The sequence below is a fragment of the Xanthomonas vasicola genome (assembly GCF_000772705.2).
Classification (GTDB): Bacteria; Pseudomonadota; Gammaproteobacteria; order Xanthomonadales; family Xanthomonadaceae; genus Xanthomonas; species Xanthomonas vasicola.
The window spans coordinates 1-15,148 of the sequence record NZ_JSBW02000015.1; the positions used below are offsets into that span (position 1 = coordinate 1).

6 protein-coding genes and 1 pseudogene are annotated in these 15,148 nt (G+C 63.7%); all 7 read right to left on the reverse strand.

Annotated features, from left to right (window positions below; translation table 11 throughout):
- Positions 1-167 precede the first annotated feature (167 nt).
- Complete coding sequence (gene xylB / locus NX05_RS03180) at positions 168-1,661, reverse strand: xylulokinase (protein WP_039430772.1); 1,494 nt, start codon at positions 1,659-1,661, stop codon at positions 168-170.
- Positions 1,658-4,030: a glycoside hydrolase family 95 protein gene (locus tag NX05_RS03185; protein WP_039430790.1), complete on the reverse strand. Its 2,373-nt coding sequence runs from the start codon at positions 4,028-4,030 to the stop codon at positions 1,658-1,660. The genes xylB and NX05_RS03185 overlap by 4 nt, the downstream gene beginning before the upstream one ends.
- Before the next feature lie 91 nt (positions 4,031-4,121).
- Positions 4,122-7,025: a TIM-barrel domain-containing protein gene (locus NX05_RS03190; RefSeq protein WP_039430774.1), complete on the reverse strand. Its 2,904-nt coding sequence runs from the start codon at positions 7,023-7,025 to the stop codon at positions 4,122-4,124.
- A 105-nt stretch (positions 7,026-7,130) separates the two neighbouring features.
- Positions 7,131-8,873 carry a DUF5597 domain-containing protein gene (locus tag NX05_RS03195; protein ID WP_039430777.1) on the reverse strand — a complete coding sequence of 581 codons (1,743 nt, stop codon included), beginning with the start codon at positions 8,871-8,873 and terminating at the stop codon, positions 7,131-7,133.
- Positions 8,874-8,884: 11 nt separating this feature from the next.
- On the reverse strand, positions 8,885-10,801 hold the full coding sequence (locus NX05_RS03200; protein WP_039430791.1) for a sialate O-acetylesterase: 1,917 nt from the start codon (positions 10,799-10,801) through the stop codon (positions 8,885-8,887).
- Positions 10,802-10,907: 106 nt separating this feature from the next.
- A complete protein-coding gene (locus tag NX05_RS03205) occupies positions 10,908-13,166 on the reverse strand; it encodes a hypothetical protein (protein WP_039430780.1) in 2,259 nt (752 codons plus the stop codon).
- A gap of 110 nt (positions 13,167-13,276) precedes the next feature.
- Positions 13,277-15,022: pseudogene (locus NX05_RS03210) on the reverse strand (TonB-dependent receptor); the annotation flags it as partial.
- Positions 15,023-15,148: the final 126 nt, after the last annotated feature.

Here is a 15,148-nt window from a genome sequence, read left to right on the forward strand (position 1 = left end):
CTTCTTGGTGGCGTCGTAGACCTTGAAGGCGAGCGGGTTGTCCGAATCGCGGCCTTCGAAACCGATCTTGCCGATGCCGGGGAAATATTCTTTCGCGCCGATGTAGACGGTGTTGCTCATGGGGTGAGAAGTCCTTGATGCTGGGGGAGTTGTAGAAAAAAAATCGATCAGCCGGCGTAGAGCGGGCTGACGACATGCAGGTGTTTGAGGAAGGTCTGATAGTGCTGCTGATACTGGGCCACGCGCTGCGGGTTGGGCTGTGCGGCAAGCGCGTCGTCCACCTGCAGGTGCTCCAGCACCACGTCAGACAACGCGGCATTGCCACCGTCGGCGCGCTCGCAGGCCCACAACGCCTGCAACGCGGCACCGAAGGCAGCGCCTTCGGGCTGGGTCGGCACCACGACCTGCAGGTTGAAGATGTCCGCCACCATCTGCCGCCACTGTGCGCTCTTGCTGCCGCCACCGGTGAGCAGGATGGTATCGAACTGCAAACCCGCAGCAACGAAGGCATCGAAGCCGTTGCGCAAGCTGTAGGTGGCGCCTTCCATCGCGGCGCGATAAAAATGCGCGGCGGTGGTGTTGTGCAGATCCATGCCGAACAGGCAGCCGCGCGCGGCCGGCAAATCCGGGGTGCGCTCGCCGTTGAAGAACGGCAGCAACACCAGGCCGTCGGCACCCGGTGCGGTGTCGGCGATCATCGCCTCTGTCTGTGCGCGGGTGATGGAGAACATGCGCATCACCGCCTCGGTGGCGACCGTGCAGTTCATCGTGCAGATCAACGGCAGCCAGCCGCCGCTGGAGGAGCAGAACGCGGCCCAGCGTGCCTCATCGTCAACCACCGGGTGATCGGCATAGGCGAACAAGGTACCGGAGGTGCCAAGGCTCATGGTCAGACGCCCGGGGACCACGTTGCCGGTGCCGATGGCGGCCATCATGTTGTCGCCGCCGCCGGTGGTGACGCGCACGCCTGCCGGCAGATTCAATGCCTGGGCAGCGGCATCGGACAATGCGTAGACCGCGCCGGTTTCCACCAGCGGCGGCAATGCAGTGCGCAGATCGCGTTGCGCGTCGACCGCGCTCAACATGCGCTCGGACCACTGGCGCGTACGCACGTCCAGCCAGCCGGTGCCGGAGGCATCACCGACTTCGGCAAAGCGCTCGCCGGTGAGCCAGAAGTTGATGTAGTCGTGCGGCAACATCACCGTGGTCATCGCTGCATACGCCTCGGGGCGATGCTTGCGTGTCCACGGCAATTTAGAGGCGGTGTAGCCGGCCATGATGGGGTTACCTGCAGCCGCAACGCTGCCGGCGGCGCCGCCAACGGCGTCCATGATTTCGTCGCATTCCAGCGCGGTGCTGGTATCGCACCACAGCTTGACTGGCGCGGTGACGCTGCCGTCGGCGGCCACCGGCACAAAGCCGTGTTGCTGGCCCGACACGGAGATGCCGCGCACGCGCGCGCGCAACTCGCCGTCGAGCTGCGCGAAGCAATGCACGATGCCGTCGATCCACCACTGCGCCTGTTGCTCGCGGGTGCCGTCATCGCGGCTGATCAGCTCCATCGGCGCGGCGATGGTGGCGACCACGGCGCGATCCTGCGGATCGTAGGCCACCAGCTTGACGCTTTGCGTGCCCACATCCAGTCCTACGTACAAGCTCATTGCGTCACCAATCGGTTGTTGTTGAGTCCCACCTGCTGGGTGCGGCCTGCGCCCAGTTCCAGGTCCAGGGTCTGCCCAGCGTAGGACAGTTGATAGCGCCCGCCACGATCGCTGTGCAGGCGTGCCTGCTGCAGGCGACCTCCCTCCCATTCCAGGTCCACGCTGGCGCCACCACGCACGCGCATGCCGCGCACGCTGCCACGTGGCCACGCCTTGGGCAAGGCCGGCAGCAGAAACACGCTGCCGCCCCAACTTTGCAGCAGCATTTCGGTAATGCCGGCGGTGCCGCCGAAGTTGCCGTCGATCTGGAATGGCGGATGTGCGTCGAACAGATTTGGATACGTACGATCTGGCGAAATCAGCAGTTGCAGGATGCGATACGCATGCTCGCCATCGGCCAGCCGCGCCCACAGGTTCAGACGCCAGCCCAGGCCCCAGCCAGTGGCGTTGTCGCCACGGATTTCCAGCGAGCGCCGTGCGGCCGCAGCCAGTTCGGGGGTATCGCGCAGATTGATCTGGCTGGACGGATGCAAGGCGTACAGATGCGAGACGTGGCGGTGATGGATCTCCGGCGCCTGCATGTCCCAGTCCTGCTGCCATTCCTGCAACTGCCCCGCCTTGCCGATGCGGTTGGGCGGCAACTGCTCGCGCAAGGTGGCCAGTTGCTGCGCCAGTTCCGCATCGACGCCGAGCAACTTGCTCATGGCGATGCATTGGGCGAACAAATCGCGCAGCAACTGCGCATCCATGGTGGGCCCGGCGCATACCGCCGCGCCGAAGGGATGCTGGTTTTCCGGCGACATCGACGGATTGGTCACCATGGCGCCGGTCTGCGGGTCGCGCAGCAACGTGGCAACGAAGAATTCTGCGGCGCCCTTGAACAACGGGTAGATCTTGCTCAGGTAGGCGCGATCGCGGCCGTAATCCCAGCGGTCCCATAGCTGCTGCAGCAGCCACACCCCGCCCATTGGCCACAGACTCCACTTGGCGCCGTCGATCGGGCCAGCTTGCCGCCACAGGTCGGTATTGTTGTGGACCACCCACCCCGGTGCGTCGTAGATCGCCTTTGCGGTATGTGCACCGGTCTTGGCCAGGTCGAACACCATGGATTCCAGCGGTTCGACGCACTCATGCAACGCGTTGGCCTCGCTGGGCCAGTAGTTCATCTCGGTGTTGATGTTGATGGTGTACTTGCTTTCCCACGGCGGCTGCATCAGGTCATTCCAGATGCCCTGCAGGTTGGCTGGCTGGGTGCCGGGCCGCGAGCTGCAGATCAACAGGTAACGTCCGTATTGGTGATACAGCGCGGCCAGTGCCGGGTCGTTACCTTCGGCAAACCGCTGCACGCGTTCGTCGGTGGGCAGCTGTGCGGCATCGCTGCTGCCGAGGTCGATGGCCACGCGCCGGAACAGGCGTTGATGATCGGCCAGATGCGCATGCAACAGCGCCGGGAAATCCAGCGAGGCAGCCTTGCGCAGGCTTGCTGCGGTGAGCGCAAGCGGATCGCCATCGACCGCATCGAAGCGTTGGTAACTGGTCGCTGCGCTGAGCAGCAACACCACTTCATCGGCAGCCTCGATACGCAAGCGGTCGCGCACCTGACTGAGCTTGCCACCGGTCACTTGCGGTAGCACCCGCAATGCAAACCGCAACTTGCCTTCGATGCCGGCGAAACTGCCGTTGCGACCACTGAACAGCAAGCCGCCCTGCTCCGCGGTGACATCGCCGCTTTGCGGGCTGTCGATGCCCACACGCAGTGAAATACCGCCGGGGTGGTCGCACGACAGCCGCACCACAATGCATTGCGCTTGCGCAGAGACAAACACTTCGCGCCGATGCACCGCTTCGCCGGAGCGGAACGTGGTGATTGCCACCGCGGTGTCCAGATCGAGCTGACGGCGATAGTCGCTGATGCCATCGGCGCGATCAAAATCCAGCAGCAGATCGCCCAACGGTTGATACGGCATCTGCTTGAGCGGACGCGAGAGCAGCGTGGCATCGGCCAGTTGTTCGGCTTCTGCATAGCGCCCGGCAAAGATCAGCGCACGCACCTGCGGCAATGTCGCCAATGCGTCCGGGCTGGTGGAATCGTAGGGCCCGCCTGCATACAGCGTGTCTTCGTTGAGCTGCAGACGCTCGTGGGCGATACCGCCCCACACCATCGCGCCCAATCGCCCGTTGCCGACAGGCAAGGCTTCCACCCATTCGTTGGCCGGTTCGCGATACCACAGCTGCAGGCCCTCGGCCGCTGCGACTGGCGGCAGCACAGCTTTTTTCGAAGACTGCGCGGCCTGTCCGGCCACCGGCGCGGCGCCCAGGACCGCAATGGCGGCCCCGGTTGCCTTGCACAGCTCGCGCCGGCTCAGCACGGCCACCGCCGTGCTGCCTGACCGGAACCGCCCGCGCCTGCCTTGCGGCGTTCCGGCATCTGCTTACTCGTTGACTGAAGACAGCCTGCGATCATCGACGACGCGCTTTGCCGGACGCAATCTTGCGCTGCAACACGCTGACCGGCTTGCCGTCGTACTGGATGCTGGTGTCGCTCTTGGGCGCGAGCGCACCGGCATCGTCGCGCGGGCCGTCGACGAAGCGCACATTGATGGTGCGCTTGGCCTGCATACCGGTCCAGTGGCCTGCGCGCTTGCCGATGCTCAGCTCGCCCTTGGCCTGGTTCCACACCAGCGGAATGCGGCTGAACTCGCCCTTCTCGTAGCCGTAGCCCTTGCCATCGTCTTCATACAGCGAGAACTGGCCATCGGCACCGGTATAGACCACCACGGTGAGCGGTGCGTCCGGCATCTGGTCCACGTATTCCTGCACCGGGCCGGTCGGCACGATGGAACCGGCGCGCACGAACAGCGGCATACGCTCGATCGGTGCGGCCGCTTCGATGCTCTGGCCGCCCTCGTAACGCTTGCCAGTGGCGAAATCCAGCCAGCTGCTGCCGGCCGGCAGGTACACCTGCCGCGAGGTGGCACCGAAGCGGGTCACCGGTGCGACCAGGAACGCCGGCCCGAACAGGTACTGGTCGTTGATATCGCGCACCTTGGGGTCGTTCGGGAAGTCCATCATCATGCCGCGCATGATCACGCCATCGCGCTGATAGGTGTCACCGGCCAGGCTATAGATGTACGGCAGCAGCGTGTAACGCAAACGGTTGTAGTACGCCATGCTCTCGTAGAACGGTGTGCCTTCCGGGGCGATGTTCCAGATCTCGCGGTACGGGAACTGCCCGTGCGAGCGGAAGATCGGCACGAACGCACCGAACTGGAACCAGCGTGTGTTGAGCTCGCGCCATTCCGGCAGGTGCGCCGGATCCTGGTCTTCATAGCGCTTCTCCACCGCAAAGCCGCCGATGTCGAAGGTCCAGTTGGGCAAGCCCGACAGCGCCATGTTCACGCCTCCAGAAATCTGGTCGCGCATGTCGTCCCACCGCGAGACGATGTCGCCGCTCCACACAGCCACCGCATTGCGCTGGGTGCCGGCATAGCCCTTGCGCGAGAGGATAAACACACGCTTGTCGTCGGCCGCGCGGTCGCCCACGTACACGCCGTGCGTATGCGGCAACGGGTAGGAGTTGAAGTATTCGGTGGACGAACCCAGCGCGTTCGGCGTGGTGCGTGCCTTGCGCTCGGCGATGTCCAGGTTGGAATGCACGTCCGGCTCGTCGGCGTCCATCCACCAGGCATCGAAGCCCTTGCTGTTGAGCTTTTCATTGATCTGGCGCCAATACATGGCCTGCGCCTTTTCCGAATACGGGTCGTAGAACGAGTTCTTGTAGCCCTTGCCGATCCAGTCCAGTTCGCCCACTTCCACGTTGCGCTTGAACATGAAACCGGCAGCGTCCAGTTCCTTGTAGTTGGCGGTGGTGGGATAGAACTTGGGCCAGATCGAAATCATGATCTGCGCATGCATGTCGTGCACGGCCTTGACCATGCCGTCCGGATCCGGGAAGTGCTTGGGATCGAAATCATGCGAGCCCCAGGCGTTTTCCGGCCAGTACGACCAATCGAGCACGATAGTATCCAGCGACAGCTTGCGCTTGCGGTATTCGGCCACCGCGCCGACCAGCTCGTCCTGGCTCTTGTAACGCTCCCGGCTTTGCCAGAAGCCATACGCCCACTTGGGCAGCATCACCGACTTGCCGGTGAGTTCGCGGTAGCCGGCAACGGCCTGGTCGTACGAATCGGCGGAGACGAAGTAGTAGTCGATCATCTGCCCGGCTTCGGACCACAGCGACAGGTCCTTCGCTTCGGCGGCCGGCAGCGGGTCGCGGTGCAACAACGCGATGTAGCTTGGGTCGATCAAGTCCCACTCAAGCTTGACGGTATGGCGCGTGCCCGGCGGCAGATCGAGCTTGAATTCGTGATTCCACGGGTTCCAGTTCTGGCGCCAGCGGTCGACGACCAGCTTGCCGTCCACATACAACTTGGCGTATTCGCTCGAATACAGCGAGAAGGTGTGTTCGCCACCGCTGAGCGCTTCGATCTCGCCCTCCCAGGTGACCTGCATGCGGCTGTTCTTGTCCTTGGTGATGGCTTTCTTCGGATACTTGGGCAGGTCGCTGAGGTACTGGTAGTTCACCTCGCTCTCGCGGCGTTCGAGGATTTGCTTGCCATTGATCGCATAGCGTGCGGTCAGCGCGCCGGCCTTGCCCTTGGCGTCGTACAACTTTAGCGTCTTCGGCAGCGGCTGCAGGCCGCGCGGATCACCCAGGCGGGTAATCGAGTTGTTGTCCCACAGCAGGCCGTAGTTGCGGCTGGACACCAGGTACGGCACCGCCATGTCGATGTTGTTCTGTTGCAGTTCAACGTTGCGGCCCTTCTGGTTCATCCAGCCCTGCTGATGCTGGCCGAAACCGTAGAGCGCTTCGTCATCGGGCGACTGGAAGCGCTGCCGCACGCTCAGGTACTGCTTGCCCTCCACTTTCAGCGGCGCAAAGCTGCGCCCGCCGGCCACTTCCGACAACACCGGCTTACCGTTGGCATCGGCGAAGCTGACGTGGCCATCGACGGTGGACACCGTGGCGGTGACCTTGCCGGTCTTCAGCTGCACGCTATCGCCCTGCTCGGCAATCTGGAACGCGCCATCGCCCTGCACCGGCACGCGCATCAGGCTGGGGCTGCGCGCAAAGTCGCCGTCCGGGTCGGCACTGACGCGGATGATGCCGCTATCGACCACCTGCAGGCGCACCGGTGCGGCGCCCTTGGCGCTCGGCACCACAGTGACGCCATCGGCGGCCTTGCGCACTTCCTGCGCGTGCGCGGCACTGGCCAACAGGGCCAGCGACAGCGCCACACAATGGGCGAGCGGCGTACGCCGGTTGGCAGGCGCGATGCCGGCGGAACGGATGGTGGTTTGCATGGTCACTCCCTTGGAATTACGAAACGTTGCCGCGGGGGCGGCAGCGCATGGGTTAGTTCAAAGCGGTGCCAACTATGTGGCGTCGCTACGTTGTCGCAGGCGAGCCTACTTGTAGGTCGCCAGTGTGATCTTGAGCAGCTGCGGCATGTTGGAAAAATTGACGCCGTAGTCGGTCTGGTCGCCATTCCAGTTGCGCTGGAATTTCCAATCGCTGCCTTCGTAGATGCCTTCCTCGACGCGGTCGTAGATCATGTTGGCAGTGGTGTCGCTGGCCGGGTGCAGGGTCACACGCGCGTGGTAAGCGGTGACCAGGAATTCGTCAGGGCTCAGCTCGGCGATCAACGCAGCGCCGATCGGTTCGGGGTTACCCGGCGGGTCGCCCTTGAACCAGAACTGCGGCACGCCGTAGGTGATGGTGGCGCTCCAACGGTCGTTGAGCTTGAGCTCCTGCACGGCCTGGCCAGGCTCTTCGGCCGCGCCGTGCAGCTTGCCTTCGGAGGCAGCCTTGGCGAACGGCCGCATGCCCATACTGACCGCCTGGAAACCGAGCGCAAATGGCGCCAGAGTTTCTTCATCCACGTGTTTGGCACCGAGCGGATAGTTGGAATAGCGGGTGTAGTCCATGCCGAACGCCGACCAGCCAATGCCGTTGTGGCCTAGCGTGGGATACAGGTAGCGCGCGTATTCCGGGCGGTTGCCGGTTTCGGCAACGAACAGCGCGTTGTCCGGGCGTGCGTATCGCTCCAACACCGTGGTGTACATGCGGTATTCGGGCATGTAGATGTCCGGCGCCAACAGGTCGATATGCGGGCCGGCCGCCTTCCAGACGTCGAGTACGTTATCGGTGGGACCACCGCTGGCATACTGGCCAGGCTGTCCCGGATTGAACGGGCCACGCAGCGCGGCATTGACGTACATCGGCAACGGATACTCGGCCTTGCCGGCTTCGGCTATCTGGTCGATGTAACGGCCGATCGACCACGCGTGGAAGAATTCGTCGGCATCGGCCCCAAATACCTGTCTCCAGGTACCCGGCTGCTTGTTCATGCGCTTGATCAATTCATCCGGCACTGCCCCGTCGAACAGCTTCTGCGCCATCGGCGAGAAGTCGCGCACGCTGCCGTACGTGCCCGCCTCGTTCTCCGGCTGGATCATGATCACGGTGTGTTGCGGGTCGACCTTTTTCAGGTGCTGCATGAAGGCGACGAAGGCCTTGCGGTCGGCATCCAGCGTGGTCTGCGCGTGCGGCGACAACGAACCGATCGACTTGCCTTCGCGGGTGACCACGCGCGGGAAACGCTGGTTATCGGTCTTGACCCAATGCGGTGCGTACTGCGGGCCGTTGTTCTTCCAGGTTGCAAACCACAACAGCACCAGGCGCACCTTGTGTTCGCGCGCCTGATTGAGCAGCGTATCGACGAAGGAGAAATCGAACTTGCCTTCTTCCGGCTCCACCTGTTCCCAGGCGATCGGCACCTGCACGGTGTTGGGGCCGAGCACCCGCATCGCCGGCCACACCTTGTCCATGATGCCGGGATAGTTGCTGGAGTTGTTGACCTGCGCGCCCAAGATCAGAAACGGCGCACCGTCGACCAACAACGCATGCTTGCCGTCCTTGCTGACGAACTGCGGCATCGGTGCCTGTGCAGCCGGCGCTTGTGCAGTTGCCGGCGTTGCCGCGGCGGTGCTTGCAGCAGGCGTGGTTGCGGCAGATTTGCCGGCATCGCCCTTGTCACCAGATTGGCATGCGGCCAAGGCCAGCGTCAGCGCGCACAGCAGCAGCGGGCGCAGGCAACGCCGTGCGTTGGCGTGGGAGAGCACGTGTACAACGGGGGAATGCATGGACATAAGACTCCGTGTCACCAGGTATCGGTGCGGAAGGGGGAAACAGGAAGGACGTCGCGATTGATCAGATTGGCGTCGTCCGGGTTCTCGCTCCAGCCGTAGCGCACGGCCACCGGTGCGGCGACTGCGGCGCTGCGCACAATCACACGGTCGCCGTCGATCTGCGCAGTGGCCGGGTGGAAGCGTTGATCGGCACCGGCAATACGAAAGCCCTGCACTGCCCCACCGCCGCGCACCTGCAGTGCACTGCCCTGCAGGTCGAAGGTCAGCACCGCTTTGCCTCCGGCAAAACTGGCCTGCTTGAATACCGGCGCGCTGTACACCAGCGTTTCGCCATAGGCCACATGCCGCGCCGCCAGCGCCAGACGATGACCAACATCGCGCTTGTTGGTGGGATGGATGTCGGTGGGGTTACCGATGTCGATGATCACCGCCTGCCCGGTTGCCGGCAGCGCCAGCGTCTTGGACTGCGACTCGCGCAACAGCGCCCACGGGCTCAGCTCACCGTTGTCGCCACCGGCCTTGAAGTTGGCCAGCTGCACCCACAGGAACGGCAGCGTGTTATCGCCGCGCTCGGCACGCCATTGCTGGATCATCGCCGCGAATTGCTTGCGGTATTTCACCGCACCCGCATCGTTGGCATTTTCTTCGCCCTGGTACCAGATCACGCCTTTAACCGGGAACGGCTGCAGCGGATGGATCATCTGGTTGTACAGCAGCGTGGGCAGTTGATTCTTGTTGTCGGCCAACGACACACGCACCGCTGCCGGACGGAATTTCCAACCGCTCAGTGCGCGCTTGGCACCGGCACTGGTCTGCACGAAGCGCTGCTCATCAGGGCCGTGCATGCCGCCACCGCCGCTGATATCTTCCACGCGCACGGCGATGTGGTTGACGCCGGCCTTGAGCACCGCTGCCGGCACCTGGTAGACGCGCGGCAGGTTCCATCGATTTTCGGTGCTGCCGACCTGCTGGCCGTTGACGTAGGTGATGTCCGAATCGTCGACCTGGCCCACGCCCAAGGTGATGCCGGCCTTGGCCTCGGCAGCGCTGAGCGTCATCGTGGTGCGATACCAGGCGATGCCATCCATGCCGTCATAGCCGCTGGATTCCCATTGTTTGGTGACCGGGATGCTGTCCCAGTCGCTGTCGTCCAAATCCGCCGCGCGCCATTGCGGCATTTCGCCGTCCACCTTGGGCCAGCGCGCGATGCGCTTGCCGGTGGCCGCCTGCGCTGCGGTATCGCGCTGCTTGATCGCCTCGATCGCGCCTTGGTTCTGATCGGCATTCAGGCCCAATGAAGCAGCGTCCATCCACGCCTCGATCGCGCTACCGCCCCAGGTGCTGTTGACGATGCCGATCGGCACGCCGGTGCTGGCACGCAGCTCCTTGGCAAAAAAGTAACCGACCGCAGTAAATTCGCCGGCGTTGGCTGGCGTGGCAGCCTTCCACTCGCCACCGGTCAGGCGCGCTTCCAGCTGCACCGACCACGACTTGGGCACCTTGAAATGCCTTAGCTGCCCATCATTGGCCGCAGCCACCGCTTGCGGGCCATCGCTGGCCTGTGCCAACGGCCATTCCATGTTCGATTGCCCGCTGGCCAGCCACACATCGCCGACCAGCACGTCGCGTACCTGTACGTCGCCGCCGTCGCCTTGCACCCGCAGCACGTAGGGACCACCGACCTTGTGTGCAGGCAGCTTGACCTTCCATTGCCCGGTTGCATCGGCCTTGGCGGTGGCGCGCTTGCCATCGAAGCTGACCGTGATCGCCGCATTGGGCGCAGACCAGCCCCAGACCGGCATCGGTTGGTCGCGCTGCAGCACGGCGCCATCGGCGAACAGCAACGGCAGCGTCGGCAATGCCCAGGCGGCCGGGCTGGCCAGCACCAAGCCCAGCAGGCAACCGCGACGAACGAAAGAAGCGGTCATGCAGTAATCTCCAAAATCGGCGCAGCCAGGCGGTGCGCAGCGATACGACGGCAAACAGCGCCGTCCACGGTAAGACAGCGCGATGCTGCGCATAGCGATGCTGCGCTCATCGTGGATCGCCATAGAAAATGCCACGTCCACCGGTGGCGAAATACACGCGGCCAGGAATGCGCGGGTCGCCGGTCACGCTATATGGTTTGCCGAAGCGATGCGCATCGTCGTTGATGCGCAGCCAATGCGCGCCTTCGTCATCGGAACGGAAGATGCCATCCACGCCTGCCACGCGCCCAGCCAGATAAAGGGCCGGCGGCGCGCCAGCACGCAGCGCCTTGCCGATGCCTAGCGAGCGCGCTTGGTCCGGTTTGGAAAGCGTGTGCAATCGGCCGTTCTGCCAACGCATCACGCCCAGCATGGGACTGGCCAGATACACCACGCCTGCACGCCACGGATCGGGCCGCAGTTGCGGGCGCGCACGTTCATCGCGCGCCGGGCTGCCGATCTGCTGACCGGTATCGCGAAAGCTGGCGGCGCCATCGCTGCTCTCGTACAGACGCCCGCTCACGCGATCAGCCGCATACCAGCGCTGCGCATCGACGCGGTCGGCCACCACCACCGCGGTGTCGGGCAAGCCCCGCACGCGTTGCCAGTGCTTGCCGACATCGGTAGTGCGCCACACACCGCCTTGTTCCGGCGCCCACACCACCTGCGATGCATTGGCGGCAATGGCAATCGTGCCGGCGCCCTGCCCGCTCGGCGGTTCGTTGGCGAACGCGCTCCAATGCGTGCCACCGTCTTGCGAGTACAGCGCGCGAATCTCGTTGTTGCGGCGATCGCGCACGGTGCCACTGCGCACCACCCATTGCGGCGCTTGGCCGGCAGCATCGATGCTCTCGCCATTGGTCAAGCGCGGGCCCAGATACTGCAACTGCGCGGTGTCCAACGCATCATGCCGGAAGCCGTCGATATCGCCCAACGCACTGAGCAGATGCGCGCCGGCCATCGGGCTGAGCAGATCCAGTGGCACGGTTTCTTCCAGCCCACGGTCCTGGAACCACCATTGCAACGGCTGCTGGCGTGCAGCGAAATCCTGCAGATTGCGCGAGGCCCAGATGCCGTAGCCGGTAACGAACAGGGCGTGATTGCTGTCGAATGGATCGATCGCCAGTGCGCCCATCCAGTGCGGCGTTGCGTGCGCCGTCCATGGTGCGGCGCTGTGATCGAACTGCGCGTTCGCCAACAGCGGCGTCCAGCTGCGCCCGCCATCGTTGCTGCGGAACAACTCGTCGCGCGGGGTGCGTCGGCGGAAGGTGCTGGCCAACAGCACCTGCGGATGTTGCGGATCCACCGCCACCGCACCCCAGCCGAAGCCATCGCCGCTGGCAGGTTGCGGAATCGGGCTGATCTCGCGCCAGCGGTGTTGCGCCGCGTCGTAGTTCCATAGCGCGCCACCAGCCATCAAATCCGGGCCGGGCTGATCGCCATAGCTCAGATACCACTGTCCATCGTTGCCGCCGACCATGTGGTTGGGACGCAACCCCTTCGGTTGCCCGGCCACGGCAGACCACGTGCGGCCAGCATCTTCGGAAACGTATAGGCTGTTCTGCGCAGTGGAAACGCCCACATAAATGCGCGTTGACGGATTGCCAGGGCGGCCGCTGGCGGGGTCGAACACGACAAAGGCGATCCCCACCGCTTGTTCGGTTCCGACATGGTTGCGCGCCGTGGCGCCTGCCAATGCATCGGCAGGAAATGTCTCCACCCGCGCCCAGTGCGCGCCGCGATCGTCGCTGCGCCACAGGCCTGCATCACGTGAGCCAAGCAACACCACACGGCCATCGTGCGGGTCCACGGCCAGCCGCTCGCCATTGGCGCGGCCCAATTGATTACCACCGAGCTTGAACGGCAGCTCGGCGCGTTCAAAATGTTTGCCGCGATCAAAAGAACGCAATACCGCCGCATTGCCGGAGCGTTCGTGCATGTAGGTACCCGCGGCCAGATACAGCGCGTTCGGGTTGGCAGGATCGACCCCAAAGGCGTCGATCCCCATCAGATTCCAGTCGTCGGCACCCAACCAATCGGTCAGTGCCACCCACTGCTGCGCCTGCGCATCCCAGCGGTATGCCCCACCGACATCGGTGCGTGCATAGGCAAGATCGCGTTCGGCGGGGTGAAACAGCACACCGGTGACAAAACCGCCACCGCCAATGGCGACGCTGCGCCACTGATACGGCCCTGGCATGCCGGGCTTGGCCGCTGACACCTCGGACGTTATGAAAAACAACACCAGTATCAGGCACACAGCAATCAGCCACGCCTGTGCTGCGGAAAGGTGGCGCTTAGTAGGCGGATCGATCACGACGATCATTCCTCCGGCTCCCCTCGCGATCGATGACCTGGTTATCGATAGGAAAACGCCGGTCCAACGGGCTGCCTGCACAGCTCGCCGGAGCGGCGACGCACTTCCTACGGCGCGTTCTACAGGCTGGCCCGCAACGTCAGGCCATACCGACGATCGTTGATCACGAAATCGCGGTAGCGCGACTCGGTGCCCAGATAGCTTTCGCGACGGGTATCGAGCAGATTCACGCCATCGAGCGAAATCGACCATACATCATTGATGTTGAAACGCAGCGAGGCATCCAACTGGCCGAAGCCCTTGTTGTAGACCGGCAGATTGCCGGTGCCGTTGCCCGCGGTGGTCACCAGCCAATCGCTGCGCCAGTTATAGGCCACACGGCCCTGGAAGCGCGAAGTTTCGTAGCTGAGGATCGCGTTGTAGCTGTTCTTGGACAGGCCTTCCAGCGGCACCGTCAACGATTGCCCGTTGGTGTCGGTGGCAGTGGGGCTTGGCGCCTCACTGTCGACATAGGTGTAGTTGGTCTGCAGGCCGAAGCCGCTCAGCCAGCCCGGCAGGAAGTCGAAGAACTGCGTATAGCCCAATTCCGCGCCGCGAATCTTGCCGGCATCGCCATTGACCGGACGGGTGATCTGCCACACCTGGCCGTCGTACACCTCGTTGAAGACGGCGTTGGCGATGAAGCCCTCCACCTTCTTGTAGAACAGGGTGCCGTACATCATCGACCCCTGGCCGAAGTACCACTCCAGCGCGGTATCGAACTGGTCGGCCTTGACCGCTTCCAGGCCCGGGTTACCCGCTGTGCCGGTGAAGGTCGAGGCGCCGTTCGAGCTACCGGTGCTGAGGCTCAGATTCGGATTGAGCTTGTCGAAGGTTGGGCGCGAAATACCGCGCGAGGCGGCAAACCGCCACTGCAGCTGATCGCTCAGCATCCAACGCAGGTTCAAGCTGGGCAGCACGTCAGTGTAGGTCTGCTGCGCATCCACCGGAATCAGGCCGCCACCTTCGGCGTCAGCGCCGGTGCGCACGCCCTGCGAGCCCACTTTGGTCCGCACAACGCGCACACCGATGTTGCCGTCGAACGGAATGTTGCCATCCACGCCGAAGCGCAGCACGCCGTACGCCGCGTAGGTCTTCTCGTTCTGCGTGTTGATGTTGTTGGGCGCAAATTCAAGCGGGGTGGCACCGAAGGCGGCCAAGGTCTGCTGATAGTTCGCCACTGCCGCATCGGAAGCCGTCAGGGTCGGCCCGAAGGCATGACTTTCACCGCGGAAGAAGTCGGTGATCGGATTGGTCATCACGCCGATGCCGGGGTACTGCGAAAACGGTGCGCCGGCGCAGTTGTTGATGCACATGAAGCGGTAGATGTTGCCCTTGGTCTCCGCATCACGGTCGGTGTAACGCACACCCGCCTTGAAGCTGCGCACGAAGTCGCTATCGAAGGCCAGATCCATATCGGAGCGCCAGGCGAATTCGGTGCCCTTGTTGTCGTCCTTGTTGTCCAGGTGATAGCGCCAACCGCTGTAGTTGTTGACGTCGGCCAGATAGCCTTCCGCACCGCTGGCATCGGTCACCGACAAACGCGGCAGATCGCCACGGAAATCGACGTTGAACTGCGGGCTGGTGGCCTGCCCGGTGGACAGGATGTAGCGCGTGCCGGTGGTGGTGGCATCGACATACTGAAAGTCGGTGCTCAGGGTCAGCTTTTCGTTGACCGTCCACTTGGCGCCCACCGAGTAATCGGTGGTGACCGAATGCCGCTCGGTCAGGCTGGTGTTGGATTCGGTCGGCACATTCTGGAACGAGCCATTGACGAATTCATTGCGGCTGTTGACCTGGATGCCGGGCAAACCCTGCATCGGGTTAGGGAAACTCTGAACAACTCCCCTTGATCCTGCGACAATCACACAGACGCAACGGACAACGACGATGCAACTGACCTTCGGCGATGCGGAGTACAACGGCAAGCGCAAGCGGACGCGGCGTGAGGC

What these genes read in the sequence shown, in the direction of transcription:
- NX05_RS03190 (WP_039430774.1), bottom strand. Translation starts at nt 7,025, where the DNA reads ATGCAAACCACCATCCGTTCCGCCGGCATCGCGCCTGCCAACCGGCGT.
- NX05_RS03205 (WP_039430780.1), bottom strand. Translation starts at nt 13,166, where the DNA reads ATGATCGTCGTGATCGATCCGCCTACTAAGCGCCACCTTTCCGCAGCA.
- NX05_RS03200 (WP_039430791.1), bottom strand. Translation starts at nt 10,801, where the DNA reads ATGACCGCTTCTTTCGTTCGTCGCGGTTGCCTGCTGGGCTTGGTGCTG.
- xylB (WP_039430772.1), bottom strand. Translation starts at nt 1,661, where the DNA reads ATGAGCTTGTACGTAGGACTGGATGTGGGCACGCAAAGCGTCAAGCTG.
- NX05_RS03195 (WP_039430777.1), bottom strand. Translation starts at nt 8,873, where the DNA reads ATGTCCATGCATTCCCCCGTTGTACACGTGCTCTCCCACGCCAACGCA.